Genomic DNA, 25,071 nt, shown 5'->3' with positions numbered 1-25,071 from the left:
CTTAATGAGGCGGTTCGCGGTCGCGGGAAAGGCCCCCGGCCCCTTTCAGTCGGGGATGGATCGCCTGGATCGGCGCGGCGCCCAGTCCGGGTCCAGCACCGTGGCCACAATGGCCTCGACCTGGGCGCGGGCGGCTTCCAGTCCCTTTCCGGTGTCGACGATGAAGTCGGCCCGCGCGCGTTTTTCGGCGTCGGGCGTCTGGCGCGCCAGAATGGCCTCGAACCGTTCGCGCGTCATGCCTGGACGGGCCAGGACGCGCTCGGCCTGAACCGCCGCCTCGGCCGTCACAACCACGACGGCGTCCACCGCCCGGTCTCCGCCCGTCTCGAACAGCAGGGGGATGTCCAGCACCGCCAGACGCACCCCGGCCCGCCGCGCCGCCTCCAGATCGGCCCGCCGTCCCTGGGCGACCAGCGGATGGACGATGTTCTCCAGCCGGCGAAAGGCGGTTTCGTCGCGGCCCAGGACCTGGGCCAGGCGTGTGCGGTCCACCGCCCCGTCCACCACCACGCCCGGAAAGGCCTGGCCCACCGGGGCGACCGCCGCCCCGCCGGGGGCGTACAGCCGATGCACGGCGGCGTCGGCGTTCCAGATCACGGCGCCCAGATCGGCGAACAGAGCCGTCGTCGTGGACTTGCCCATGCCGATGGAGCCGGTCAGGCCCAGGACGATCACGCCGGCGCCTCGCCCAGATGCGCCAGCAGCAGGGTCCTGAGGTCCAGCGGCGGCGGCGGGCGACGGAACAGGGCCTCGAACGAGGGCGCCGCCTGGCCGATCAGCATCGACAGGCCGTCCACCGTCTTCAGACCCCGCGCCCGCGCCGCCATCAGGAAGGGCGTCCACAAAGGCTTGTAGGTCATGTCCATCACGACCGTTCCGGGCGCGATCCGGTCGAAATCCACATCAGGCTGGACACTCAGCGCGTTGATGATCAGGGCCGCGCCGTCGAACGCCGCGCTGGCCGGCATGACCCGCACCGACGGCCCCAGGTCGGCGGCCAGAGCCTCGGCCCGTTCCAGCGAGCGGTTGACGATCCGCACCTCTGCGCCGGCCTCGACCAGGGCGCCCGCCGCGGCCCGCGCCGCGCCGCCGGCGCCCAGCATGATCACCGCCCGTCCGTTCAGCGCCAGTTCCGGCGCCTGTTCCTTCAGGCCGCGCATCAGGCCGATACCGTCGGAACTGTCGGCCCGCACCCGTCCGTCCTCGAACGTCAGAATGTTGGCCGAGGCCGTCAGCCGCGCCGCCGCCGTCGCGTCGTCGGCCAGGGCGAACGCCTGTTCCTTGAACGGAGCGGTGACGTTCAGTCCCTGCACCAGACCTGCGCGGCCGGCCGCCACCAGGGTCTGGAACCCCGCCGCGTTCCGCGGCGCAAAGGGGGCATAGACGCCGTCGATCCCGCCCGCCGCCAGCCAGGCGTTGTGGATGATCGGGCTCAGCGAATGGGCGACCGGCTGGCCGGCGATACCGGCGACGACCGCCGCCCCGGAGATGCGATGTCCGATCATGCCGTCAGAACTCCTGTGCGGCGCAGTTCCGCCAGGACGGGCCACAAGGGCAGACCCAGAACAGTGAAATAGTCTCCGTCCACCGCCTCGAACAGCTGAGATCCCATCCCTTCCAGCCGATAGGACCCGACGCAGGCCAGCAGGGCCTCGCCCTCGGCTTCAAGATAAGCGTCCAGAAAGGCGTCGGAAAAGTCGCGCATCCGCATCCGCACCGTATCGACGCCGGACCAGACCACCTGGCCCTTGGTCGCCAAGGCCGCGCCGGAATGCAGATGGTGCGTCTTGCCGCGCATCGCCCTCAGCCGCTCGCGCGCCGTCTCCAGTGTCGGCGCCTTGGAGATCAGGCGGTTCTCGAAGGCCAAGGTCTGATCCGATCCCAGGACCCAGGCCGTCTCGTCGTCGCGCGACACGGCCACAGCCTTGGCCTCGGCTAGACGCACCGCCAGGGCCGCGGCGTCCAGATCGCCCGACTCCGCCTTGATCGCCGCCTCGTCCACCCCGGCCACGCGCACCGCGAAAGGCACGCAGGCGTTCTCCAGCATGGCCCGACGCGCGGCGCTCTTGGACGCCAGGATCAGGGCGCCGGGTCCAGCCCCCAAAGCGATCTCGCTCACCACGTCGTCCCGATCTTCTGGTTTCTGTGCTCGCTGAGCAGGTTGGTGATGGCGGCCGCCGTCTCCTCGACCGAGCGGCGAGTCACGTCGATGGTCGGCCAGCCCCGCCGTTCGAAGGCTCGGCGCGCCTTGATCGTCTCTTCGCGCACGGCGTCCTGATCGGTGTAGCTGGAGCCCTGGTTGGCGTTCAGGGTCTCGATCCGGTTGCGGCGAATCTGGACCAGCCGGTCGGGCGAGACGGTCAGGCCGATCACCAGCGGGTTCTTCAACTGGGTCAGGCGCTCGCCGTCCTCCTGGCCCGGCACCAGGGGCACATTGGCCGCCCGGATGCCTCGGTGCGCCAGATAGATGCAGGTCGGGGTCTTGGAGGTGCGGCTGACCCCGCACAGCACGACGTCGGCGCCTTCCAGCTGTTCCAGCGTGCCTTGGCCGTCGTCATAGGCCATGGCGAAGTCCAGGGCCGCGATCCGGTTGAAATAGTCGTGGTCCAGAGCGTGCTGGGCGCCGACGCGCGACGACAGAGCCGCCCCCAGATAGCGCGACATGGCCCCGACCAGCGGGTCCAGCGCCCCGATCTGCGGCATGTCCAGCCGTCGACAGCCCTCTTCCAGCTGTTCGCGCAGATCCCGGTCCACCAGGGTGTGCAGCACCACGCCCGGCGCCGAGGCCACCTCCTCCAGCACCCGCTCCATCTGTTTGGTCGAGCGGACCAGGGCGTAGATGTGTTCGATGGGAATGACGCCGTCGAACCGGGCCGTGACGGCCTTGGCCATGGCGTTCAACGTCTCGCCGGTCGAGTCCGACACCAGATGCACATGGAAATAGGTCGCCAGGCGAAGCGGTCGGGCAGGGCTCATTCGAACAGTCCGGACGGTTCCGGTCCCTGTGGAAAGGGTGGGGGCGATCCGGCAAGGCCGGGGCGCCGTTCTCCATAGCCGCTGATCCGACGGGGGGCGAGCGGGGATGACGATGGGCGACGCCGCCGCCTGGCGCCCGGTTGATCCCAAGGCGGATGACCGACTTCGCCTCGGCTGTGGAAAATCCTAACGAGAGGTTAACGCCGCTTAACCGCGTTCACAGCCTCGCGGCCCGCAAAGTCCGGCGCTTTAAGGCTTTGTTAAGGATTATCCACGGGTGGAAGAACTGGTCCAGCCATCCCCTTTAAGGATGGGGCCGGCGGGGATATCCGCTTTTGTTCCGGGGGCGACGACGGAGTCTTCCCCGACTTTCCACGGCCCTACCTGCCTCTACGAATCTTTTAATTCTTATTCTGATTAGGGATTGAGAGCGGGGAACTGTGACCTTAATCGTCCGACATGACCGATCTCGACGCGATCCAGACCCCGACGGCCCAGCCGGTCCCCCGGATCATCCGCGCCCTGGCCGGCGAGACCTTGGATCGGCCCCCCGTCTGGTTCATGCGCCAGGCTGGACGGTATTTGCCCGAATATCGACGCCTGCGGGCCGAGGCGCCGGATTTCGTCGCCTTCTGTCTGAACCCCGAAATGGCCGCCGAGGCGACGCTTCAGCCCATGCGCCGGTTCGGTTTCGACGCGGCCATCGTTTTCGCCGACATTCTTCTGATCCCCCGCGCCCTGGGCCAGGACGTGTGGTTCGAGGCGGGCGAGGGGCCGCGGCTGGGCGAAATGCCGATCCCGGGCCGTATGGCCGAGCGGGCCCCGGCGGCGGGCGAGCATCTGGCGGCCGTGGGTCAGACCCTGTCCCTGGTGCGCGCGGCCCTGGAGCCGGAGCGGGCCCTGATCGGGTTCGCAGGCGCGCCCTGGACGGTGGCGACCTATATGTTGGACGGCGAACACCGCACCATCGGCAAGGGCGAACGCGCCCAGGCGCGCACCTACGCCTATGCCGACCCTAGGCGCGTGGACGAGACGCTGGAGGTCCTGGTCGAGGCCACGGCCCGCTATCTGAAGATGCAGGCCGACGCCGGCGCCCAGGTTCTGAAGATATTCGAGAGCTGGGCCGAGGGCCTGCCGGACGACCTGTTCGAACGCCTTGTCCTGAAACCACACCAGGCCCTGGTCCAGCGCGTGCGCGACTTGGGCGTCACCGTCCCGCTGATCGGCTTTCCGCGCGGTTCGGCCGCACTTGCCGAACGATACGCCGAACAGGTGGCCGTCGACGCCGTCGCCCTGGACACGGCCTGTCCGCTTGAGGTCGGTCGGCGCGTGCAGCAGATCAAGCCGATCCAGGGCGCGCTGGACCCCCTGCTTCTGCGCGCGGGCGGCGAACTGCTGGACCACCGGGTCGATCAGCTGATGGACGCCTGGGGCCAGGGGCCGTGGATCTTCAATCTGGGCCACGGCATCCTGCCGGACGTGCCGATCGACCATGTCGAACGGGTTCTGAAACGGATCGGCGCCCAATGACGGGAGCGAAGCCAGGGCGTCGCATCGCGGTGGTGCTGTTCAATCTGGGCGGACCGGACGACCAGGCTTCGGTCAAACCCTTCCTGTTCAACCTGTTCAACGATCCGGCCATCATCGGCCTTCCCGGGATCGTGCGCACGCCGTTGGCGCGACTGATCTCCAGCAGGCGCGAGGCCGGCGCCCAGGCGAACTACGCCCTGATGGGCGGGGGATCGCCCCTGCTGTCCGAAACCCGTCGCCAGGCCGAAGCTCTGGAAGCCGTGCTGAACGGCCGCCTGGACGCCGATACGGTGCGGGTCTTCATCGCCATGCGCTACTGGAGCCCCCTGACCGAGGAGACGGCCGCCGATGTGGCGGCCTTCGGGCCGGACGAGGTGGTGCTGTTGCCGCTTTACCCTCAGTTCTCGACCACCACGACCCAGTCTTCGTTCAGGGCCTGGGCCGCCGCCTACGCCGGGCCGGGCGTCAGCCGCGCCGTCTGCTGCTATCCGGCCGCGACCGGCTGGATCGAGGCCCAGGCCCAGGCCATAGGCGAAAAGCTGGACGAGGCGGCCGGTCGGCCCGTGCGGGTGCTGTTCTCGGCCCACGGCATCCCCGAGAAGCTGGTGACGGCGAAGGGCGATCCCTATCAGGAACAGATAGAAACCACGGTCTCCGCCGTGGTCGCCGCCATCGAGGCCCGGCGCGGCCCCATCGACCACGCCATCTGCTATCAGAGCCGGGTGGGACCGATGAAATGGCTAGGCCCCTCGACGCCGGACGCCATCGAACAGGCGGCCAAGGACGGGGTGGGCGTCGTCATCACCCCCATCGCCTTTGTCTCCGAACATATCGAGACCCTGGTGGAGTTGGACATCGAATACGGCGAACTGGCCCATGAAAAGGGGGCCAGTCCCTATCTGCGGGCGCCGGCGGTGGGGATCGAACCGTTGTTCATCGAGGCTCTGGCCGACGCGGCCCGCGATGCTCTGTCCCGCACCGGGGTCGCCCCGTTCGGTCTGGGCTGCAAGGCGGGCTGGAAGGCCTGTCCCCATCGTCACGCAAAGGATGCGGCATGAACGCCTATGACACCGCGCGCGGCCTGCACATTCTGGCGGTGATCGCCTGGATGGCCGGTCTGTTGTTCCTGCCGCGCCTTTACGCCTATGACGCCGAGCAGAACGCCAAGCCCGAGCCCTTGCGCGGCGAGATGCAGGCCCTGCTGCGTCAGTGGCAGACCCGGCTTTTACGCATCATCCTGAACCCGGCCATGATCCTGGCTTGGGGTTTCGGTCTGTGGCTGATCCATCTGGACGTCGCCGCGCGCGGTGTGGGCTTTCTCGCCGAACCCTGGATGATCGCCAAGCTGACCGGCGTGGTCCTGCTCAGCGGCTGGCACGGCTTCCTGGCCGCCCAGCGCAGGAAGATCGCCGCCGGCGCGTCGAAATACTCCGGCAAGTTCTGGCGTATGACCAACGAGATCCCGTTCCTGCTGGCCATCGTCATGGTGCTGTCGGTGACGACGGAGTGGACGTTCCGCTGATCGTCGGCTGACCCTGGCTTGTGCGGCGCCGCTTGACCCGCAGGTCCGCCTGTGGTTTCGCTGGCCGCGAACCGTTCGGCCTGACCGGCGGTCCCTCTCTCTTCGCGACGCCCGCTGGCCTTGATCGGCGGGAGCCCGTCGCGCCCTCCCTTCCGGCCCCAGGGCCAGACCATTCCGAGACCCGACGCCGCACCGCCCCGGTGCGCGCCCGCGAGCCTGCATCATGACCGACGTCCGCGACACCGACACCGATTCCCCCGAGGTCGAAGCCCTCGAACCCGCCCATCACGGCGCCGCCCATGAGCCGGGCGAGGCCGCCGGCGCCGATTCCGGCGTGGACACGACGGCCGAGGACGAAGAGGACGGCGAACCCGTCGTTCCCAACGGCCGCATCACCTTGGCGGAGCTGAACGAGAAGACGCCGGCCGATCTCGTGGCCTTCGCCGAACAGCTGGAGGTCGAGAACGCCTCGAATCTGCGCAAGCAGGATCTGCTGTTCGCCATCCTCAAGGCTCTGTCGGACGAGGAAGTCGAGATCATCGCCGACGGCGTGCTGGAAATCCTGCCCGACGGTTTCGGCTTCCTGCGCAGTTCCGACGCCAACTATCTTCCGGGGCCGGACGATATCTATGTGTCGCCGTCCCAGATTCGCCGCTTCGGCCTGCGGTCGGGCGACACCGTCCACGGCGCCGTGCGCGGCCCGCGCGAGGGCGAACGCTACTTCGCCCTGCTGAAGGTCGACACGATCAATCTGGAAGACCCGGAACTGGTCAAGACCAAGGTCCTGTTCGACAACCTGACGCCCCTCTATCCCGAGGAGCGGCTGCACATGGAAATCCAGGACCCGACCCTGAAGGACCGATCGGGCCGGGTCATCGACATCGTCGCCCCGCTGGGCAAGGGTCAGCGCTGCCTGATCGTGGCCCCGCCGCGCGTCGGCAAGACGGTGATGCTGCAGAACATCGCCAAGTCGATCGAGAAGAACCACCCCGAGGTCTTCCTGATCGTCCTCCTGATCGACGAGCGCCCGGAAGAAGTCACCGACATGCAGCGCACGGTGAAGGGCGAGGTCGTGGCTTCCACCTTCGACGAGCCCGCCACGCGCCACGTCGCCGTCGCCGAAATGGTGATCGAAAAGGCCAAGCGTCTGGTCGAGCACAAGAAGGACGTGGTGATCCTGCTGGACTCCATCACCCGCCTGGGCCGCGCCTATAACGCCACCGTCCCGTCGTCGGGCAAGGTGCTGACGGGCGGCGTCGACGCCAACGCCCTGCAGCGGCCCAAGCGCTTCTTCGGCGCCGCGCGCAATGTGGAGCAGGGCGGTTCGCTGACCATCATCGCCACGGCCCTGATCGACACCGGCAGCCGCATGGACGAGGTGATCTTCGAAGAGTTCAAGGGCACCGGCAACTCGGAAATCGTGCTGGACCGCAAGGTGGCGGACAAGCGCATCTTCCCCGCCATCGACGTGCTGAAGTCCGGCACCCGCAAGGAAGATCTGATCACGCCCAAGGATCAGCTGGCCAAGACCTATGTTCTGCGCCGCATCCTGAACCCCATGGGGCCGCAGGACGCGATCGAGTTCCTGCTCGACAAGTTGCGTCAGTCCAAGAACAACGCCGACTTCTTCCAGTCCATGAACACCTGATCGGGCGCCATCGCGGGCAGGGTCGGCGCCTCGAACAGTCGCCTGAGTTGCGCTGGCGTTGGGAGAGCACAGACATGTTTCACATGAAACAGGAGACAGTGCGATGAAAATCAATGTCGAGGTGGACTGCACACCGGCCGAGGCGCGGGCCTTTCTGGGCCTGCCCGACGTCGCGCCCTTGAACGAGGCCATGGTGTCCGAGATGCAGAAGCGGATGCAGGCCAATGTCGCGGCGATGCAGCCCGAAGAGCTGATGAAGACATGGACCAGCTTCGGCCTTCAGGCCCAAGACCAATTTCGTCGCCTGATGGAAGCCGCCGTCAAGTGAACCCCGCCGGTCCGCTCAGTGCCGGCTGAGAGGCGGCCGCCCATCATGACCGACACCATCTTCGCTCTGGCCACCCCGCCCGGTCGCGGGGCTATCGCCGTGATCCGCCTGTCCGGGCCTGCGGTCGATGCGACCCTGACAGCTCTGGGCGCCACGCGATTGAAGCCTCGCCTGGCGGCCGTGCGCGACCTGATCCACGACGGCGCGGTCATCGACCAGGCGCTGGTCCTGCGCTTCGTCGCGCCCAACAGCTATACGGGCGAAGACGCCGCTGAACTGCATCTGCATGGCGGCCGGGCGGTGGTGGAGGCGGCCAGCCGCGCCCTGATCGATCTGGGCGTCCGGCCCGCAGAGCCGGGGGAGTTCACGCGCCGCGCTTTCCAGAACGGTCGGATGGACCTGACCCAGGCCGAGGCGGTGGCCGACCTGATCGACGCCGAAACCACGGCCCAGGCGAAACAGGCCCTTGGCCAGCTGGATGGTCGACTCAGCGAGACCTATGCCGGCTTCCGGCGTGATCTGCTCCAGGCCCTGGCCTTGGTCGAGGCCGAGATCGACTTTCCCGACGAGGAGGTGCCGGACAATCTGGCCCGCACCGCCGGGCCGGTGCTGGATCGGTTGGCCGAGGATCTGAGCCGCGCCGTGGAGACGGGCCGACGCGGCGAGCGGGTCAGAGACGGTTATCGCATCGTGCTGATCGGAGAGACGAATGCGGGCAAGTCGTCGCTGTTCAACGCCCTGGTCGCGCGGGAAGCGGCCATCGTCACGCCTATCGCCGGCACGACCCGGGATGTGCTGGATGCCGACCTGATCATCGGCGGCTACGCCGTGACCCTGTCCGATACGGCCGGCCTGCGCGACAGCGATGATCCGGTGGAAGCGGAAGGGGTGCGCCGCGCCCGCCAGCGCGCCGAACAGGCGGATCTTCGCCTGTGGGTCCGGGCCCCGGGCGATCCTGCTGGAACCGCCGCCGACTACGTCCGCCCTGGCGACCTGATCGTGGCGAACAAGGCGGACCAGGGCGCGGTCGTTCACGACCCGGCCTTCGCAGCTTTGTCGGTCAGTACGGCGACGGGGCAGGGGTTGGCCGTGTTGCGGGACTGGATCGCCGCGCGTCTGGCAACGGACCTGTCCGGCGCCGACTTCCCCGCAGTAACGCGGGAACGCCATCGCCTGCGGTTGGCCGAGGCCCTGGGTGCGGTTCAGGCGGCCCGCAGCGCCCTGGAGGTGGCGCCCGAGATGGCCGGCGACGATCTGCGCCGTGCGGCTGACGCCCTGTCCCGTGTGACGGGGGCCATCGGGGTGGAAGACATTCTGGGGCAGGTCTTTTCAACCTTCTGTATCGGCAAGTAGGGCCGGCGTTTCACGTGAAACACCGTCGGTCAGGCCGCCATCCCCTTCTCTCCTCGCGCTGGCGAAATAGCCCGATCTGGACTATGGGACGCGAATGTCCTCCCTCACCGATCTCTCCTTCGATGTCGTCGTCATCGGCGGCGGCCACGCCGGCTGTGAAGCCGCTGCCGCCTCGGCCCGCGCTGGAGCGCGCACGATTCTGTTGACCCAGAAGCTGGAAACCGTCGGCGAAATGAGTTGCAACCCGGCTATCGGCGGCCTGGGCAAGGGCCATCTGGTGCGGGAGATCGATGCGCTGGATGGTGTCATGGGCCGGCTGGCCGATGTGTCTGGCATTCAGTTTCGCCTGCTGAACCGATCCAAGGGGGCGGCCGTGCGCGGACCGCGCAGCCAGATCGACCGCCGTCTGTACCGCGAGGCGATGCAGGCCGAACTGGCCGGGACGCCGAACTTGACTCTGAAGGCGGGTACGGCCGAGAGCCTGGTCCTGGACCGAGACCGCGTGGTCGGTGTGACGACCGGGGCGGGGGAAACGATCCGCGCGGGCGCCGTCGTCCTGACGACCGGCACCTTCCTGAACGGCGTGATCCATCGGGGTGAGGACCGTATTCCCGCAGGGCGTCATGGCGAGGCGCCGTCGACCGGACTGGCGGCCGATCTGCATGTGGCGGACCTGACGATGGGGCGGCTGAAGACCGGCACGCCCGCGCGACTGGACGGCCGGACCATCGCCTGGGATCGACTGGAGACGCAGCAGGCGGATCGGACGCCGTCCGCCTTTTCGTTCCTGACCGACCGGATCACCGTGCCGCAGATCGCCTGCGGCGTGACCCATACGACGGAGGAGACCCACCGCATCATCGCCGAGAACCTGGGCGAGAGCGCCGTCTATGGCGGTCGGCTGTCGGGTCGGGGGCCCCGCTACTGTCCCTCGATCGAGGACAAGGTGGTGCGGTTCGCCGACAAGACCAGCCATCAGATCTTCCTGGAGCCCGAAGGTCTGGACGATCCGACCGTCTATCCCAACGGCGTTTCCACGTCCGTCAGCGAGGCGACCCAACTGGCCTTCCTGCGGACCATCCCCGGTCTGGAGGCGGTCGAGGTGTTCCGCTATGGGTACGCCATCGAATACGACTATGTTGATCCGCGCGAGTTGAGCCCGGCGCTGGAGGTCAAGAAGCGGCCGGGGCTCTATCTGGCCGGCCAGATCAACGGCACGACCGGCTATGAGGAGGCGGCGGCGCAGGGGCTGATGGCCGGGCTGAATGCGGCGCGCGCGGCGGCGGGGCAGGGCGCGGTCGTTCTGGGTCGGGACCAGGCCTATATAGGGGTGATGATCGACGATCTGGTGACGCGCGGCGTGACCGAGCCCTATCGCATGTTCACCAGCCGGGCCGAGTATCGGCTGACGCTGAGAGCCGACAACGCCGATCAAAGGCTAACGTCGCTGGGGATCGAGCTCGGGATCGTGGGCGCTCAGAGGCGCGCGCGGTTCGAGGCGAAGGCGGCGCAGTTGGCCGAAGCGGGTCGCGTTTCACGTGAAACCCTTTTCACGCCAAACGAGGCCAAAGCCCTGGGCATCGCCGTCAACGCCGACGGCCGCCGCCGCTCGATGCGCGAGCTTCTGGCCTTCCCCGGCGTGTCGCTGGATCGATTTCTTTCCGTCCATCCGGCCATCGCCCGCTGGAGCGACGACATCCGCGAGCAAATCGAGATCGACGCCGGCTACGCCAACTATCTGGACCGACAGGCGGTGGAGGCCGAGGCGCTTCGAACGGAAGAGGGGCTGCAACTGCCGCCCGACCTGGACTATGGCTCCATCGGCGGTCTGTCGAACGAGGTGCGCGAGAAGCTGATCCGCATCCAGCCCCGCACCCTGGGTCAGGCCGGCCGTATCGAGGGCATGACGCCGGGCGCCCTGACCGCCCTTTTGGCCCATGTGAAGCGGGCGCCGCGCACCGTGGCGGCCGCCTGATGCTGGAGGCCGAAAGGGCTGTCTTCCAGGCGAAGACGGGCGCCAGCGAACAGCAGATGGCCGATCTGGAGGCTTTCCGCGTGCGTTTGACCGAGGCGAATGCGGTGATGAACCTGGTGGGGCCCGACAGCCTGCCCGATTTTTGGAACCGCCACGCCTGGGACAGCGCGCAACTGCTGGCCCATGCGCCGGACGCCCGGACCTGGGCCGACCTGGGCGCCGGGGCGGGGTTTCCGGGCGTGGTCCTGACCATTCTGTCGAAGGGGAGGGACGGGGCCCATGTCTGGCTGATCGACAGCCTGGGGAAGCGGTGCCGCTTCCTGCAGGAGATCGTCGATACCCTGAAGCTCCCGGCCACGGTTCTGAACGGCCGGGCCGAGGCGCAGAGCGTGACGTGCGATGTCGTCACGGCGCGGGCCGTGGCCCCGATGGACCGGTTGCTGGGTTATGCACAGCCCTACTTCGAAAGGGGTGCACAAGGTTTGTTTCTGAAGGGCGAGAAGGCGGAATCGGAGTTGATCGAGGCCCGCAAATCCTGGCATTTCGACGCTGAACTGGCCCCGTCGCAAAGCGACCCGCGCGGCCGCATCGTGACCATTCGGAGCCTTCGCCGTGTCCGCACAACGCGCTAAAAAGCCTGCTCGCGTGCTTGCCGTGTCCAATCAGAAGGGCGGGGTCGGCAAGACGACCACGGCCATCAACCTGGGCACCGCCCTGGCCGCCATCGGTGAAAAGGTGCTGATCGTGGACATGGACCCGCAGGGCAACGCCTCCACGGGCCTGGGTGTTCCACGTGAAACACGTCGCGTCACCATCTATGACGTGGTGGTGGATCAACGCTCCATCGACGATGCGGCGGTCGAGACGACGGTGCCGGGCCTGTGGATCGTGCCGGCCGACGCCGACATGTCGGGCGTGGAGATCGAATTGAGCCAGGCGGATCGCCGCTCCTATCGGCTGCGGGACGCGCTGCGCGTCCATGACAGCGGCCCTACCGCGTATGACTATGTGCTGATCGACTGTCCCCCGTCGCTGAACCTTCTGACGCTGAACGCCATGGCGGCGGCGGATGCGGTCCTGGTGCCGCTGCAGTGCGAATTCTTCGCCCTGGAAGGTCTGAGCCAGTTGATGAGGACCATCGACATGGTCAAGCACAGCCTGAACCCGGCGCTGGAAATCCAGGGCCTGATCTTGACCATGTACGACCGGCGCAGCGCCCTGTCCGGACAGGTGGCGAACGATGTGCGGGCCCATTTCGGCGACAAGGTCTATGACAGCGTGATTCCGCGCAACGTGCGGGTCGCCGAGGCGCCGTCCTTCGGCAAGCCGGCCCTGATCTACGACCTGAAATGCGCGGGCAGTCAGGCCTATGTGCGCCTGGCCAAGGAAGTGGTGAAGCGCGAGCGCGAACGGACCAAGCTGGCGGCCTGAAATCGGCGGCCTGAACAATAGAAGAAACGGAAACAGTATCTTGGCTGAACGACAAAGAGGTTTGGGCCGCGGCCTGTCGGCATTGCTGGGCGAGAACGCCGAGGCGCCGGTCACATCGGACGCGCCGGCCCCTGCGGGCGTGCGCCGCGTGCCGATCGAAAGCCTGAAGCCCAATCCCGACCAGCCGCGCAAGACCTTCCGTCAGGAAGACCTAGAGGAACTGACGGCCTCGATCCGCGACAAGGGCGTGCTGCAGCCGATCCTGGTGCGGACCCAGCCGGGCGAGGACGGGGTCTGGCAGATCATCGCCGGCGAGCGGCGCTGGCGCGCTTCCCAGGCCGCGCGCCTGACCGAGGTGCCGATCGTGGTCCACGAGATGGACGACGTGGAGGTGTTCGAGGTCGCCATCGTCGAGAACGTCCAGCGCGCCGACCTGAATCCGTTGGAAGAGGCCGAGGCCTATCGCGTGCTGATGGAGCGGTTCGGCCGCACCCAGGACGCGGTGGCCGGCGTGGTCGGCAAGAGCCGCAGCCATGTGGCCAACACGCTGCGGCTGCTGCAACTGCCGGAACGGGTGCTGTTCTATGTGCGCGAGGGCAAGTTGACGGCGGGTCATGCGCGTGCCCTGATCAACACGCCCGACCCGGCGCAGCTGGCCGACATCGCCTTCGTGGACGGGCTGAGCGTGCGTGAGACCGAGGCCCTGGCGCGGCGCGCGGTCGAAGGCCCCAAGTCGGCCAAGGCGCGGACGGGCGGAGCGAAGGGGGGCACCGAAGGCGCGGCCGACGTGGCCGCCCTGCAGCAGGATCTGGCCGACGCCCTTGGCCTGAACGTCCAGCTGACCGACCGGAACGGCAAGGGCGAGCTGACCATCCGCTATGGCACCCTGGAACAGTTGGACGACCTGTGTCGGCGTTTGATGCGGGGTTGAGGCGCGCAATGTGCTAAGGGCTTGGGCATGACCGAACCTGACACACCGAGCCCCGCCGACAAGCTGAAGGCCGCCCTGGCGGCCAAGAAGGCCAAGAAGGCCAAGACCGGCCATGGCTTCGGCGCCCAGCCCGGCGCCAAGGCCGAGGAAAAGGCGGTCGCCGCGCGCAATGTGGCCCTGGCCAAACCCGCCTTCCGTCGGGCGTCGAAGCGGGGCTGAGGCGCGCGCCGCCGAAAGCCTGTGCGAAATTGAACTGCACACCGAAAAACGCTGCAAAATGCAAAAGGGTGCAATTCGGCCGGTAGGCGGGACGTGGGCGCGCATGGCCCGATCGTGCGCCCCTTTTCGCCTATGGCGCGTCGATTGCGGCGATAAATCCGCAAGACATTGAAACAGAAACATTTTTACCGCGAGACCATCCGAGGTCGGGCCGGGCTTGTCAGCAGCGGAATGCTCAGGCCGCTTTTATAGGCCCAGCCGGCGCGCGCGGCCGGCGATCTCCAGCAGCAGCCGCTCGGCGATCAGTTGGTCGGGCATGCCGGTCGTCTTGGTGGCGACATCGGCGGTGTTGATGCTGTCCATCACCTCGTCCAGAGCCTCCAGCCGCCAGGCGCGAGCCTGACGCAGCATTTCCGCCTCCTGCTTCCAGAAGACGCCGGCGGCCTTGGCGGCCTCCTTGGCGTGGGCGCCGTTCGCCTGCAAGACATTGATCCGGCGAAGCTTTCCTAGATGCAACGCGGCCGAACGCACGGCCAGGACCGAAGATTCGCCCTCGGCGAAGGCGCGCCGGAGGCCCGACTGCGCCGGGCCGGGCCGGGCGCCGAAAGCCTGCAGCGCCGCGTCGGACAGGGAGGCGTCGGGCTCGACCCCCAGATGCTGCTCCAGTTCGTCCACGTCCAGGGTGCGACCCGAGCCGGGGCCGATGAACAGGACCAGACGCTCGATCTCCTGTCGCATCAGGCCGCGTTCGCGGGGCAGGCGGGCGACGAACCGATCCAGGGCGTCGGCGGTCAGGGCGGTCTTGTCGGCGGCCAGGGCCTCGCGCGTCATACGGGCCACGTCGCCCGTCTCGTCCTCGTAGCAGACGATGCCGACCGCGCCGTTCTCCTTCTCGGCGGTCTTGCGCAGGGCGGAGTCGCGGCCCAGCTGGTCGGCCTCGACCACCAGCATGGCGTCGGGATTGTAGCCGCCCGAGGCGTGGATCTTGACGGCGGCGGCCACGGCCTTGTCCACGCCGGGTTTCAGGGCCGACAGGCGCACCCGCACCAGACGTCGCCCTCCCATCAGGGACAAGGCGGTCAGGGCCTCTTCCAGCCTGGTTTCGTCGCTGTCGATGTCGCTGTCGGTCAGGACGGTGACGTTGAACGGGTCGTTCAAGTCCGGCGTGACGGTGCGGCACAGAATCTCGGCCCGCTCGGCGACGCCGGATCTGTCCTTGCCGTGGATCACGGCCGCGCGGATCGCCGGATCGGGCGCCTTCAGGAAGCGGTCGATCTCGGGGCGTTTGGCCAGGATCATCGGGGCCGGCTCACCGCGCCGCCAGGGCCTGCATGACGTCCAGGCGGATCAGGCGCGCCAATTCGGCGGCGGCGCGTTCCTCGCCGTCCTGCTGGGCGGCGATGGCGGCGTAGGGCTGGTCGGCGGCGGCGTAGGTGGTGGTGACGGTCTCGCTGCCGCTGACGGGGCTTCCGCCCGTCGCCGGGGTCAGGGTCCAGTCCGCCTTGACCGTCAGCTCGTAGCGGGTGGCCGTGTCGTCGATGCGGCGGCCCAGGGGACGGCGGCTCTGACGCACATGGGTCTCCAGCCGATACAGCGGCGTCGCCGACCGATCCCAGGCCAGAGCGTCCTCCAGCTGCTCGCGCAGGCGATAGCCCAGCCGGTCGTCCTGGCCGATCACGGCGATGCGGCGCAGCGGCGACCCGACCGCCGGATCGGCGTAGAGAGGGGTGAAGCCGCAGGCCGAAACGCCGCAGCCTGCGCCCAGGACCGCCACGGCCGACAGGATCGCCGCGCGCCGCATCAGCAGGCCACCAGATTGACGATGCGGTCCTTGACCACGACGATCTTCTTCACGCTCAGACCCTCCAGCCGCGCCTTGACGGTGTCGTCGGCCAGGACCAGCGCCTCGACCTCGGCCGGTTCGGAACCGCGCGCCACGCGGATTTCCGCCCGTCGCTTGCCGTTGATCTGGATGGGCAGGACCACGTCGTCGTCGGCCGCCAGCGCAGCGTCCCACATGGGCCACGGCGCGTCCAGAACCATCCCCTCTTCGCCCAGTCGGGTCCAGCCTTCCTCGGCCAGGTGCGGGGTGAAGGGGGCGATCAGCCGGGCCAGGGCCGAAAGGGCCTGCCGCCGGGCCTCGCCGCCCGCCTGGGCCGCGTCGCGGATGACGGCGACGAAGGCGTAGAGCTTGGCGATGGCCGAGTTGAAGCGGAAGCCCTCCACCCCTTCGGACACGGCCTTGATCGCCTTGTGCGTTTCGCGGATCAGTTCGGCGTCGGCCTTGGCCTCGCCGGGGGCGGCGGGGTCGAAGCCGTCGAACAGGGCCCAGACCCGCTGAACGAAGCGGCTGGCGCCCTCGATGCCGCCGGGGGTCCACTGGATATCGCGCTCGGGCGGGCTGTCGGACAGGACGAACAGGCGGCCGGCGTCCACGCCGTGAGTGGACAGGATTTCCGCCGGCGCCACGACGTTCTTCTTGGATTTGGACATCTTCTCGATGTCGCCGATGATCACGGTCTGGCCGGTGGACAGCTGGCGGGCCGAGCGGACGCCGTTGGCGTGGGTCAGTTCGACGTCCGTGGGCTCCACCCAGACGCCGTCGGGGCGGCGATAGGTTTCGTGGACCACCATCCCCTGGGTGAACAGGCCCGCGAACGGCTCCTTGACGCTCATCAGGCCGGCGTCGGTCAGGGCGCGGGTGATGAAGCGGGCGTACAGCAGGTGCAGCACCGCATGCTCGACCCCGCCGATATACTGGTCCACCGGCAGCCAGCGGTCGGCGGCGGCCTTGTCGATCGGCGCCTCGGCCTTGGGGTCGGTGAAGCGGGCGAAATACCAACTGGAGTCCACGAAGGTGTCCAGGGTGTCGGTCTCGCGCGTGGCGTCCGCGCCGCAGCACGGGCATTTGACGTGTTTCCACGTCGGATGACGGTCCAGCGGATTGCCGGGCGTGTCGAAGGTCACGTCGTCGGGCAGGACGACGGGCAGCTGATCCGCCGGTACCTCCACCGGGCCGCACGACGGGCAGTGGACGATGGGGATCGGGCAGCCCCAGTAACGCTGGCGGCTGACGCCCCAGTCGCGCAGGCGATAGATGGTCTCGGCCCGGCCCTGGCCGGCGGCCTCGACACGGGCGATGGCGGCCGCCTTGGCGGCGTCCACGTCCAGCCCGTCCAGGAAGGCCGAGTTGAACAGGCGGCCCGGCCCCACATAGGCTTCGGTCCCGATCTCGATGGCGTCCACGTCGTCGGGCTTGACCACCGGGGTGACGGGCAGGTCGTATTTGCGGGCGAAGTCCAGGTCGCGCTGGTCGTGCGCCGGGCAGCCGAAGATGGCGCCCGAGCCATAGGTCGACAGGACGAAGTTGGCCGCCCAGACCGGCACGGTGCGCGCGGGGTCGAACGGGTGCTGCACCCGCACGCCCAGATCGACGCCCAGCTTTTCGGCCTTTTCGATATCGGCCTCGGACGTTCCCGACTGGGCGCAGCGTTTGACGAACTCGGCCACGTCCGGGCGGCGCCCGGCGATGGCCCTGGTCAGGGGGTGGTCGGGAGCCAGGGCCAGGAAGCTGGCGCCGAACAGGGTGTCGGGCCGGGTGGTGTAAACCTCGATCGGCTCGCGGGCATGATCGGGTTCGCCCCCGGGCGAGGCGGGCAGGAAGTCCGGTGCCTCGACCACCTTCCACCACAGGGTCGCGCCCTGGCTTTTGCCGATCCAGTTCTCCTGCATCAGCCGGACCTTTTCGGGCCAGCGGTCCAGGGTCTTCAGGCCGTCGATCAGGTCGTCCGCATAGTCGGTGATGCGCAGGAACCACTGGTTCAGCTTGCGCTTCTCGACAGGTGCGCCCGAGCGCCAGCCGCGCCCGTCGATGACCTGTTCATTGGCCAGGACGGTGTTGTCGACCGGATCCCAGTTGACCACCCCGTCCTTGCGATAGACCAGGCCGCGCCGATACAGCTCCAGGAACCAGCCCTGCTGCTTGCCGTAGTAGTCGGGGTCGCAGGTGGCGAACTCGCGCGACCAATCCAGCGACAGGCCCAGCAGCTTCAGCTGCTCGCGCATGTTGGCGATGTTGGAATAGGTCCAGCCCTTGGGGTGGATGCCGCGCTCCATGGCCGCGTTCTCGGCCGGCATGCCGAAGGCGTCCCAGCCCATGGGATGCAGAACGTCGAACCCTTGCGCGCGCTTGGACCGCGCCACCACGTCGCCCATCACATAGTTGCGGGCGTGGCCCATGTGGATGGCGCCCGACGGATAGGGAAACATCTCCAGCACATAGTATTTCGGCCGACCCGTATCCTTGGTCACGAAGGCGGAGGCCTCGGCCCAACGGGCCTGCTGGCGGGGTTCGGCGGTCTTGGGATCGTAACGGGCCACGGTCGTCCTGAAAGTCGAAAAGGGCGCTGACGCCCTCCCGACTGAACTAGCCCGAAGGACGACAGCGCCCAAGAAAATTGCGCCTCAGCGGGCCAAGAGCCTTGTGCTCAAGCAGCCCGAAGGGCGTTAGCACCCAAAAAGCCGCTCAAGCAGCCCGAAGGGCGTTAGCACCCAAAAAAGCCGCTCAAGCAGCCCGAAGGGCGTCAGCACCTACGAAAGACACCTACGCGGGCTTTCAGCCCGCGTTGGACAGGTTCAGCTGGCGCGCCTTGGTCAGGATGGCGTTTTCTAGGTCCGTCTCGGTCTGGGCGGCGACCGGGGCGGCGGTCCACTGGCCGTCGGCGCCCTTGACCTCCTTGGTCACGGTGACGTTCAGGGCGTCGGCGCGCAGGCGCGTGTCCAGGATGAAGACGGTCGCCTTGAACCGTTCGTTCGGGGCCTGGGGGTTGATGTACCAGTCATAGTTGATGACGCCGCCCCACGGGTCGGCCGTCAGCAGGGGCATGAAGCTGAGGGTGTCCAGCGAGGCGCGCCACAGATAGCCGTTGACGCCGATGCCTTGCTGCACATTGGCTTTCGGGGCGGTCTTCTTGCCGCCGACGAACGGGAGGCTGGAACAGCCCGCCGCGCCCAGGGCGACGCCCGCGACCAGGGCGACCGCGACACCGCGAACCAGGGCCTTGTTGAGGCTCATCAAGGAAGTCTCCGTAAACTCAGGGACGTGGGGGCCCTCGCCCACACGCGCGGACGGCTTCGCGCTTCGTCAAAGGCCGTTGCTGCGCTCTATAACACGGCGAAAAGGGGCGATGACAAGGCGAAGTCGGCGCCATCGCCCCCTGTCGGACGACCGAGGGTCGCGCGGACGCTCGTTTTCGGACATTTCCCGTGACGCTCGCGCCACATCGCACTGCAACAATTCGCCCGGATGCGACTCTCTGGCCTCGGTCGCGTTGACCCGCCGGGCGCCCGGTGTCTAATCGCGCCTGCTACCCCATATGATGTGGGATGGTGTTTCGAAATCCGCCCGACAGCGGCGGAGTTCAAAAGGGATCTGGGAATGCGTTTGGGCGGCGTCTTGGCGATGGCGATGGCGACGGGGGTTCTGACCGCCGGCGCGCCCGCGCTGGCGCAAAGCCACGCGCCCGCCGTCTCCCTGTCCGAAGCCCAGGCCGCCCAGCGCAATGCGCCCGCGCCGCAACGCCGGGGGCTGCGCCTGAACCAGCACGGCCGCTGGGGTCTGGACTTCAATCTGAATCAGCCCGTCGGCCGCGAGACCGAATGGGGCGATGTGGAGGCCGGGGCCTACTATCGACTGAATGACCGTCTGCGCGTCGGCGCCGCCGCTTCGGTCGCCACGCCCGAGGCGGACCCCGCCCGCGCCCCGGAAACCAACGGCCGCGCCCAGAACCGCGTCCGTCTGGAAACCATCTTCAAGTTCTGATGGCGGGTTCGGCGAAGGCCGCCTGTATCGCCGCCACCCCGGCCAGGCCGCAGGCGCCCGATGCGGTCAGGCCGTCGGCCGTCTTCGCGTCGATTCCGCCCAGGGCGTAAACGGGCAGGGCGGCGCGCCGGGCTTCCGCCGTGAAGCCGTCCACCCCCAGTGGCGGCCTGTCGGCCGAGGCGCCCCCCGCCGGAAACACCGGCGACAGGATCAGGGCGTCCAGCCCCAGGACCGGCGCCGCCGTCGTCCCGTGCCAGGCGGCCGTCATCAGGGCGCCCGGCCAGGCCGCGCGGAGGGCGGGCGCCGCCGCCGCCGCCCGCTCGGGCAGATGCAGGCCGTCGGCCTGGACCGCCCGGGCCAGATCGAGATCCAGCCCGACCAGCAGTTTCGCCCCGGCGGTCCGGGTCGCCGCGCGCAGGCGCCGGCCCGTCTCCACCGCGTCCGACGCCCCGAAGGCGCGGAAGACCACGGCCGATCCGGCCGGCAGGCGCGCCGCCGTCGCCCACGGTCGAGGAGTGCGCGCCGGATCGGTGAAGAACAGAAGGGGCGGCAGGGCGGCCGCGCGCGGGCTGACAGCGGCGGCGGCGCGGTTTAGAGCGGTCGCCACGTCCCAGAGCGCGCGCGCCTCAGCGCTGTAACCGGCCGGCAGGTTCATGACCCCTTCTTCCCCCGCTTCCGCCCCGCCGTCCATCGCCGAACGGGTCGCCGAGGTGCGGGTCCGCATCGCCGCCGCCTGCCGAGTCGCCGACCGCGACCCGGCGTCGGTGGTGCTGACGGCCGTGTCCAAGACCCAAGCGCCGCAGGCCATAGACGCCATCCTGGCGACGGGCCCAGCGGGTGTTCGGCGAAAACCGGGTGCAGGAGGCCCAAGGGCGCTGGATCGCCCGTCGATCGGCGCTGGAGGGACTGGAGCTTCGTCTGATCGGCCCGCTGCAAACCAACAAGGTGGTCGAGGCGGTCGATCTGTTCGACGTGATCGAGACCCTGGACCGCGAGCGGCTGGCCCGCGCCCTGGCCGAGGCGGCGTTGAAGCGGGGCCGTTCGCCGCGCCTGCTGGTCCAGGTCAACACGGGCGCCGAGCCGCAGAAGGCCGGCGTCCTGCCCGATCAGGCCGACGCCCTGATCCGGGCGGCGCGCGAAACCTACGGCCTGGCCCTGGAGGGGCTGATGTGCATCCCGCCGGCGGATCGGGACCCGACCCCCCATTTCGCACTGCTGCGCGACATGGCCGAACGCCACGGCCTGCCGGTCCTGTCGATGGGGATGAGCGGCGATTACGAGGCGGCGATCCGGTGCGGCGCGACCCATGTTCGGGTGGGAACGGCGCTGTTCGGGGAACGAATTCGATCCGAAACCACCTCTAGGCCGTAACCCGACGTGATTATTCGCCCTCAAGCCTTGGCGCGGGGGCCAAGCCTCGCCATTGTCTGAACCATGCCCACGCCCAAGACCATCCTGATCATCGACGACGACGACGACCTGCGCGAAGCCCTGGCCGAGCAACTGAACCTGCACGAGGAGTTTCGCACCCTGCAGGCCGCGACCGCCACCGACGGGGTGCGGATGGGGCGCGAGGTGAGGGCCGACCTGATCCTGCTGGATGTCGACCTGCCGGACATGGACGGGCGCGAGGCCTGTCGTCTGTTGCGAAAGGACGGGGTGTCCACGCCGGTCATCATGCTGACGGCGCAGTCGGCCGACGCCGACGCCATCCTGGGCCTGGACGCCGGGGCCAACGACTATGTCACCAAGCCCTTTCGCTTTCAGGTGCTGCTGGCCCGCATCCGCGCCCATCTGCGCAGCCACGAACAGTCGGAAGACGCCGTCTTCACCATCGGCCCGTATGAGTTCCGGCCCGCCGCCAAGGTCCTGACCGACGCCAAGGGCAAGAAGGTCCGGCTGACGGAGAAGGAAACCAACATCCTGAAATACCTCTATCGCGCCGGGGCCAAGCCCGTGTCGCGCGAAGAGCTGCTGACCGAGGTGTGGGGCTATAACGCCGGGGTCACGACCCACACCCTGGAAACCCACATCTATCGCCTGCGCCAGAAGATCGAGCCCGAGCCGGGCCAGGCGCGGCTGCTGCTGACCGACGCGGGCGGCTATCGACTTCAGCCCTGAGAAGCCGGTTCGCCGGTTCGCCTGTGGAGGCTGAACATCGGCAGGAAGAGGTGAACCAGGGGGCCGATGGTAACGGCATAGAGAACCGTACCCGGTCCTACCGAGCCGCCCAACAGCCAGCCGGCCGCCACGACGGTCAGCTCGATGCCGGTGCGCACCCTTCTGACCGGCCAACCGGTCCGGGCGCAGAGGCCGGTCATCAGGCCGTCCCGCGGACCGGGGCCGAGACCTGCGCCGATATAGGCCCCGCTGGCGACGCCGTTCAGGACGATTCCGCCGATCAGCAGGCCCGCCCGCAGCGGCAGGCCCAGGCCCGACGGAATCCAGTCCATGCCGAAGTTGGCGACCGTGCCGATGACCAGCACATTGGCCACCGTGCCGACGCCCGGCTTCTGGCGCAGCGGAATCCACAGCAGCAGCACGGCCATGCCGATCAGATTGACCACCATGCCGAAGCTGATTCCGGCCGGCGCGGCGAACCGCTCGAACACCCCCTGGTTCAGCACGTCCCACGGGTCCAGCCCCAGATCGGCGCGAACGATCAGGGCGATGGACAGGCCGTAGAGGAACAGGCCGACGAAGAGCTGGACAAGGCGACGAGTCATGAGTGTCGTCCTCTGCAGCAAACTGGCTATGCAAAAAAGGTCCAGTTCTGTCATTCTGGCCTGATGTCGTCCCGATCCATCGGCCTGGTTTCGATCACCCGCCACCTGGGGCCCTGGCGCGCGCCGGGCGCCGGACCCGCCTATCGCCAACTGGCGGATGCGGTGCGATTGCTGATTCTGGATGGTCGTCTGCCGCTGGCGGCGCGCCTGCCGGGCGAAAGAGAGCTGGCCCTGGCCCTGGGCGTCAGCCGAACGACGGTGTCGGCGGCCTATGGCCGGCTGCGCGACGAAGGTTATCTGTCGGGCGGCCAGGGGGCGGCGGCGCGCACGGGTCTGCCGATCCCGTCCGGCGCGGGACTGACTCTTGGCGGGAGTGAATCTGCTGGACCGGGTCTGATCGACCTGACCACCGCCGTCCTGCCGGCCGACCCCAACGTCCACGCCGCCTATGTCCGCGCGCTGGAGCGTCTACCGGCGAGCCTGCCGGGCCACGGCTATGAGACGGCGGGGCTGGAGGAACTGCGGGAGGCGGTGGCGGCGGGCTATCGGCGGCGCGGCCTGCCGACCTCGGCGGGCCAGATTCTGATCACCCACGGCGCGCACAACGGCCTGGTCCATCTGCTGCGCCTGGCGGTGCGGCCGGGCGCGGCGGTCGTCTTCGATCACCCCACCTATCCGCAAGCCATCGACGCCATACTGGCGGCGGGCGGCCGCGCCGTTCCGGTGGCCCTGCCGGACGGCCCGTGCGCGGACGGCCCAGGCGCGGACGGTATGGGCGCGGACGGAATGGAGGCAGACGGTTGGGACGTCGAAGGACTGGTATCGGCCTGTCGCGGCAGCGGCGCGGCAATGGCCTATCTGGTTTTGGACCACAACAATCCGACGGGCCGGATGATGCGCAAGGCCGATCGGATCAGGCTCCTGGCGGGCTTGAAGGGGTCGGAGACCCTGCTGGTGCTGGACGAGACCCTGGTGGACCTGACGCTGAGCGGGCCTCCGGCGCTCGGCGCCTCGGCGGTGGATGCGCCGCGCGTGGTGCGGCTGGGTTCCCTGTCCAAGAGCGTGTGGGGCGGCCTGCGCATCGGCTGGATTCGCGCCGACCGGGCGGTGGTCCAGCGACTGGCCCACAGCCGCGCCAGTTTCGACCTGGGCGTGCCGATCCTGGAGCAGTTGGCGGCGGTGGAGCTGTTGAGCGACGGGGGCGCGGCCCTGGCGGCGCGTCGGCCCCTGCTGCGGGCGCGGCGCGATCACCTGCGGGCGCGGCTGGCCGAGCGGCTGCCGGACTGGGTCTGCCCGCGACCGACCGGCGGCCTGTCGCTTTGGGTCCAGTTGCCGGCCCCGATCAGTTCCGCCCTGACCATCCGGGCCGAGGCCGAGCGGCTGCGTCTGGCCGCAGGCCCCCGCTTCGGCGTCGACGGCGCCTTCGAACGCCGCCTGCGCCTGCCCTACACCCTGCCCGAGCCGGCCTTGGACGAGGCGGTCGCCCGGCTGGCCCGCGTGGCGAAAAAGGTCGGCAAGGGCCGCAGGTCCGGCACGCCCGTTCCGGAGGTCGCCGTCTATTGAAGGTCAGGTCCCTGGCGCCTCTGGCGTGCCGGCGGCCAATCTTCCCTGGACCGACAGCCGCCTGAGGTGACGTTCAATGGCGACGATCAGGAAGAAGAACATGACCACCAGGAAGCCGGCAGCGATCTGAAGAGCGGTCAAGAGTTTCGGCCCGATCTGCGCGCGTGTCGCCTGGCGTTCGGAAACCTTGTTCGCCGCTTCGGAAGCGTTTCTGTCGAACTTCTCCAGCCACAGTGTCCGGAACGCCTCGTCCGCCCGCCCGAAGGCGACGGCCGGACTGACGATCCCGTCGGGATAGGCGGGCACACACCGCTCGACGGGGACGCTGCGGGTCACTTCGCAGCCATAGGGTTCATAATACCAGCCGCGACAGGCGGTGCTGTAGGAATCCCAGACACGGCGGCGCTCATAGGCGGTGCTGCAGGACTGGGCGGTCTTCTCGGCCGCTTTGTATTCACGCAGCAAGCGCACGGCGTCGGCGCCGGCCAAGGCCGCCGTCACCGACGTCTTGATCTGGTTCTGATAGCTCGCGTCTTCCACGAACAGGCGCGTGGTCGGGTCTTGACCACCGGCGTAGGTTCCAAGGTCGTAACCCAGCGCATCGAGCAGTTGCTCCGAGGACAGGGTCTTGTCCTCTGGCTTCTTGTAGGCCTCCGAGGCCTGTCGATAGATGGCGTAATAGGCAGGGAAGACGTCCTTGACGAACTTCTGGTGCCGCGCACGGACGTGGGCCGGAATGGCGGGTCCGTCGGACGCGCGGTCCGCGTCGGGCGCGTCGCGCATCTTTGATGCGACCTCGGCGCCGGACACGGTCGTGGCCGCCGTCTCGACCTTGGTGGAAACGGCCAGTCGCCACAGGGCGTCGACAGCGAAATAGGCGGCGGCCAACAGGCAGATGGTGGCGACGGCCAGCACGGCCACACGCAGGATGGTCAGGTAGATGTCCTCGATCCGATCAAGGCGGATCGAGGAAATGATCGTTTTCTTCAAGGAACGCCCCCCCAGCGTGCTCCAGCGCCGAACCGACGCCAGGCTTTGCTATATCAAG

Annotated in this window: 25 protein-coding genes and 1 pseudogene; 15 read left to right on the top strand and 11 right to left on the bottom strand. The window is 68.5% G+C overall.

The window, feature by feature from the left end; all coding sequences use genetic code 11:
- Positions 1-45: 45 nt before the first annotated feature.
- Genes coaE through QE389_RS10585 form a run of 4 tightly spaced genes read right to left on the bottom strand, consistent with a single transcriptional unit; the run spans position 46 to position 2,976 of the window.
- Complete coding sequence (gene coaE, locus QE389_RS10600) at positions 46-675, bottom strand: dephospho-CoA kinase (protein WP_307367074.1); 630 nt, start codon at positions 673-675, stop codon at positions 46-48.
- Positions 672-1,505 (bottom strand): shikimate dehydrogenase, encoded by an 834-nt coding sequence (locus QE389_RS10595; protein ID WP_307367072.1) that lies wholly within the window; start codon positions 1,503-1,505, stop codon positions 672-674. The genes coaE and QE389_RS10595 overlap by 4 nt, the downstream gene beginning before the upstream one ends.
- A complete protein-coding gene (locus tag QE389_RS10590; protein WP_307367070.1) occupies positions 1,502-2,119 on the bottom strand; it encodes a nucleoside triphosphate pyrophosphatase in 618 nt (205 codons plus the stop codon). The genes QE389_RS10595 and QE389_RS10590 overlap by 4 nt, the downstream gene beginning before the upstream one ends.
- Positions 2,116-2,976, bottom strand: coding sequence for a pyruvate, water dikinase regulatory protein (locus QE389_RS10585; protein ID WP_307367068.1), 861 nt, complete (start codon positions 2,974-2,976; stop codon positions 2,116-2,118). The genes QE389_RS10590 and QE389_RS10585 overlap by 4 nt, the downstream gene beginning before the upstream one ends.
- 459 nt (positions 2,977-3,435) lie before the next feature.
- Between QE389_RS10585 and hemE the strand changes: the two genes are divergently transcribed.
- The 11 genes from hemE to QE389_RS10530 all read left to right on the top strand — a co-directional run bounded on the left by hemE (position 3,436) and on the right by QE389_RS10530 (position 13,913).
- A complete protein-coding gene (hemE, locus tag QE389_RS10580) occupies positions 3,436-4,506 on the top strand; it encodes a uroporphyrinogen decarboxylase (protein WP_307367066.1) in 1,071 nt (356 codons plus the stop codon).
- Positions 4,503-5,564 (top strand): ferrochelatase, encoded by a 1,062-nt coding sequence (gene hemH / locus QE389_RS10575; protein WP_307367064.1) that lies wholly within the window; start codon positions 4,503-4,505, stop codon positions 5,562-5,564. Before hemE ends, hemH begins: the two co-directional genes overlap by 4 nt.
- Positions 5,561-6,028, top strand: coding sequence for a CopD family protein (locus tag QE389_RS10570; RefSeq protein WP_307367062.1), 468 nt, complete (start codon positions 5,561-5,563; stop codon positions 6,026-6,028). Before hemH ends, QE389_RS10570 begins: the two co-directional genes overlap by 4 nt.
- 223 nt (positions 6,029-6,251) lie before the next feature.
- Positions 6,252-7,676, top strand: a complete 1,425-nt coding sequence (gene rho / locus QE389_RS10565) for a transcription termination factor Rho (protein ID WP_307367060.1) — start codon at positions 6,252-6,254, stop codon at positions 7,674-7,676.
- A 103-nt stretch (positions 7,677-7,779) separates the two neighbouring features.
- Positions 7,780-8,004, top strand: coding sequence for a DUF6489 family protein (locus QE389_RS10560; protein WP_307367058.1), 225 nt, complete (start codon positions 7,780-7,782; stop codon positions 8,002-8,004).
- 45 nt (positions 8,005-8,049) lie between these two features.
- Positions 8,050-9,357 (top strand): tRNA uridine-5-carboxymethylaminomethyl(34) synthesis GTPase MnmE, encoded by a 1,308-nt coding sequence (gene mnmE / locus QE389_RS10555; protein WP_307367056.1) that lies wholly within the window; start codon positions 8,050-8,052, stop codon positions 9,355-9,357.
- 94 nt (positions 9,358-9,451) lie between these two features.
- Positions 9,452-11,332, top strand: coding sequence for a tRNA uridine-5-carboxymethylaminomethyl(34) synthesis enzyme MnmG (mnmG, locus tag QE389_RS10550; RefSeq protein WP_307367054.1), 1,881 nt, complete (start codon positions 9,452-9,454; stop codon positions 11,330-11,332).
- Positions 11,332-11,964 carry a 16S rRNA (guanine(527)-N(7))-methyltransferase RsmG gene (rsmG, locus tag QE389_RS10545; RefSeq protein ID WP_307367051.1) on the top strand — a complete coding sequence of 211 codons (633 nt, stop codon included), beginning with the start codon at positions 11,332-11,334 and terminating at the stop codon, positions 11,962-11,964. The genes mnmG and rsmG overlap by 1 nt, the downstream gene beginning before the upstream one ends.
- Entirely contained in the window at positions 11,945-12,763 is an 819-nt protein-coding gene (locus QE389_RS10540; RefSeq protein ID WP_307367049.1) for a ParA family protein, read from the top strand. Before rsmG ends, QE389_RS10540 begins: the two co-directional genes overlap by 20 nt.
- Before the next feature lie 40 nt (positions 12,764-12,803).
- Positions 12,804-13,694 (top strand): ParB/RepB/Spo0J family partition protein, encoded by an 891-nt coding sequence (locus QE389_RS10535; protein ID WP_307367047.1) that lies wholly within the window; start codon positions 12,804-12,806, stop codon positions 13,692-13,694.
- A gap of 27 nt (positions 13,695-13,721) precedes the next feature.
- Positions 13,722-13,913 carry a hypothetical protein gene (locus tag QE389_RS10530; protein WP_307367045.1) on the top strand — a complete coding sequence of 64 codons (192 nt, stop codon included), beginning with the start codon at positions 13,722-13,724 and terminating at the stop codon, positions 13,911-13,913.
- A gap of 246 nt (positions 13,914-14,159) precedes the next feature.
- Here the strand turns inward: QE389_RS10530 and holA are convergent, their stop codons facing one another.
- From holA to QE389_RS10510, 4 genes are all read right to left on the bottom strand, one after another.
- The gene (gene holA, locus QE389_RS10525; protein WP_307367043.1) at positions 14,160-15,212 is read right to left on the bottom strand and encodes a DNA polymerase III subunit delta; all 1,053 of its coding nucleotides are present in this window, start codon (positions 15,210-15,212) and stop codon (positions 14,160-14,162) included.
- Positions 15,213-15,222: 10 nt separating this feature from the next.
- Positions 15,223-15,714: an LPS assembly lipoprotein LptE gene (gene lptE, locus QE389_RS10520; protein WP_307367041.1), complete on the bottom strand. Its 492-nt coding sequence runs from the start codon at positions 15,712-15,714 to the stop codon at positions 15,223-15,225.
- The gene (leuS, locus tag QE389_RS10515; RefSeq protein WP_307367039.1) at positions 15,714-18,293 is read right to left on the bottom strand and encodes a leucine--tRNA ligase; all 2,580 of its coding nucleotides are present in this window, start codon (positions 18,291-18,293) and stop codon (positions 15,714-15,716) included. Before leuS ends, lptE begins: the two co-directional genes overlap by 1 nt.
- 235 nt (positions 18,294-18,528) lie before the next feature.
- Positions 18,529-18,987, bottom strand: a complete 459-nt coding sequence (locus tag QE389_RS10510) for a DUF3576 domain-containing protein (RefSeq protein WP_307367037.1) — start codon at positions 18,985-18,987, stop codon at positions 18,529-18,531.
- A 363-nt stretch (positions 18,988-19,350) separates the two neighbouring features.
- On the opposite strand from QE389_RS10510, the gene QE389_RS10505 reads away from it, so the two are divergent.
- Entirely contained in the window at positions 19,351-19,734 is a 384-nt protein-coding gene (locus QE389_RS10505) for an NtrZ family periplasmic regulatory protein (protein WP_307367035.1), read from the top strand.
- On the opposite strand, the gene QE389_RS10500 is transcribed toward QE389_RS10505, so the two are convergent.
- The gene (locus QE389_RS10500; protein WP_307367033.1) at positions 19,724-20,458 is read right to left on the bottom strand and encodes a thiamine phosphate synthase; all 735 of its coding nucleotides are present in this window, start codon (positions 20,456-20,458) and stop codon (positions 19,724-19,726) included. The two genes, QE389_RS10505 and QE389_RS10500, sit on opposite strands and share 11 nt — an antisense overlap.
- On the opposite strand from QE389_RS10500, the pseudogene QE389_RS10495 reads away from it, so the two are divergent.
- Positions 20,388-21,105, top strand: a pseudogene (locus QE389_RS10495) (YggS family pyridoxal phosphate-dependent enzyme). The gene QE389_RS10500 and the pseudogene QE389_RS10495 overlap by 71 nt on opposite strands.
- A 63-nt stretch (positions 21,106-21,168) precedes the next feature.
- A complete protein-coding gene (locus QE389_RS10490; protein ID WP_307367031.1) occupies positions 21,169-21,855 on the top strand; it encodes a response regulator transcription factor in 687 nt (228 codons plus the stop codon).
- On the opposite strand, the gene QE389_RS10485 is transcribed toward QE389_RS10490, so the two are convergent.
- Positions 21,846-22,460 (bottom strand): YitT family protein, encoded by a 615-nt coding sequence (locus QE389_RS10485; RefSeq protein ID WP_307367030.1) that lies wholly within the window; start codon positions 22,458-22,460, stop codon positions 21,846-21,848. The genes QE389_RS10490 and QE389_RS10485 overlap by 10 nt on opposite strands.
- A 63-nt stretch (positions 22,461-22,523) precedes the next feature.
- On the opposite strand from QE389_RS10485, the gene QE389_RS10480 reads away from it, so the two are divergent.
- Positions 22,524-24,023, top strand: coding sequence for a PLP-dependent aminotransferase family protein (locus tag QE389_RS10480; RefSeq protein WP_307367028.1), 1,500 nt, complete (start codon positions 22,524-22,526; stop codon positions 24,021-24,023).
- A 3-nt stretch (positions 24,024-24,026) separates the two neighbouring features.
- Here the strand turns inward: QE389_RS10480 and QE389_RS10475 are convergent, their stop codons facing one another.
- Positions 24,027-25,013 (bottom strand): hypothetical protein, encoded by a 987-nt coding sequence (locus QE389_RS10475; protein ID WP_307367026.1) that lies wholly within the window; start codon positions 25,011-25,013, stop codon positions 24,027-24,029.
- Positions 25,014-25,071: the final 58 nt, after the last annotated feature.

The organism is Brevundimonas sp. SORGH_AS_0993, from assembly GCF_030818545.1.
Taxonomy (GTDB): Bacteria; Pseudomonadota; Alphaproteobacteria; order Caulobacterales; family Caulobacteraceae; genus Brevundimonas.
The sequence above is the reverse complement of the archived record's forward strand: the minus strand, read 5'-3'. Positions and strand labels throughout refer to the sequence as shown.

Bases quoted from the DNA above. Each gene is read 5' to 3' on its own strand.
- QE389_RS10480 (WP_307367028.1), top strand. From the start codon at position 22,524: ATGTCGTCCCGATCCATCGGCCTGGTTTCGATCACCCGCCACCTGGGG.
- QE389_RS10500 (WP_307367033.1), bottom strand. From the start codon at position 20,458: ATGCGGACCCGCACCTCGGCGACCCGTTCGGCGATGGACGGCGGGGCG.
- QE389_RS10595 (WP_307367072.1), bottom strand. From the start codon at position 1,505: ATGATCGGACATCGCATCTCCGGGGCGGCGGTCGTCGCCGGTATCGCC.
- lptE (WP_307367041.1), bottom strand. From the start codon at position 15,714: ATGCGGCGCGCGGCGATCCTGTCGGCCGTGGCGGTCCTGGGCGCAGGC.
- QE389_RS10485 (WP_307367030.1), bottom strand. From the start codon at position 22,460: ATGACTCGTCGCCTTGTCCAGCTCTTCGTCGGCCTGTTCCTCTACGGC.
- mnmE (WP_307367056.1), top strand. From the start codon at position 8,050: ATGACCGACACCATCTTCGCTCTGGCCACCCCGCCCGGTCGCGGGGCT.
- QE389_RS10510 (WP_307367037.1), bottom strand. From the start codon at position 18,987: ATGAGCCTCAACAAGGCCCTGGTTCGCGGTGTCGCGGTCGCCCTGGTC.
- QE389_RS10570 (WP_307367062.1), top strand. From the start codon at position 5,561: ATGAACGCCTATGACACCGCGCGCGGCCTGCACATTCTGGCGGTGATC.
- hemE (WP_307367066.1), top strand. From the start codon at position 3,436: ATGACCGATCTCGACGCGATCCAGACCCCGACGGCCCAGCCGGTCCCC.
- hemH (WP_307367064.1), top strand. From the start codon at position 4,503: ATGACGGGAGCGAAGCCAGGGCGTCGCATCGCGGTGGTGCTGTTCAAT.
- QE389_RS10560 (WP_307367058.1), top strand. From the start codon at position 7,780: ATGAAAATCAATGTCGAGGTGGACTGCACACCGGCCGAGGCGCGGGCC.
- QE389_RS10505 (WP_307367035.1), top strand. From the start codon at position 19,351: ATGCGTTTGGGCGGCGTCTTGGCGATGGCGATGGCGACGGGGGTTCTG.
- mnmG (WP_307367054.1), top strand. From the start codon at position 9,452: ATGTCCTCCCTCACCGATCTCTCCTTCGATGTCGTCGTCATCGGCGGC.
- QE389_RS10490 (WP_307367031.1), top strand. From the start codon at position 21,169: ATGCCCACGCCCAAGACCATCCTGATCATCGACGACGACGACGACCTG.
- holA (WP_307367043.1), bottom strand. From the start codon at position 15,212: ATGATCCTGGCCAAACGCCCCGAGATCGACCGCTTCCTGAAGGCGCCC.
- rsmG (WP_307367051.1), top strand. From the start codon at position 11,332: ATGCTGGAGGCCGAAAGGGCTGTCTTCCAGGCGAAGACGGGCGCCAGC.
- QE389_RS10530 (WP_307367045.1), top strand. From the start codon at position 13,722: ATGACCGAACCTGACACACCGAGCCCCGCCGACAAGCTGAAGGCCGCC.
- QE389_RS10585 (WP_307367068.1), bottom strand. From the start codon at position 2,976: ATGAGCCCTGCCCGACCGCTTCGCCTGGCGACCTATTTCCATGTGCAT.
- rho (WP_307367060.1), top strand. From the start codon at position 6,252: ATGACCGACGTCCGCGACACCGACACCGATTCCCCCGAGGTCGAAGCC.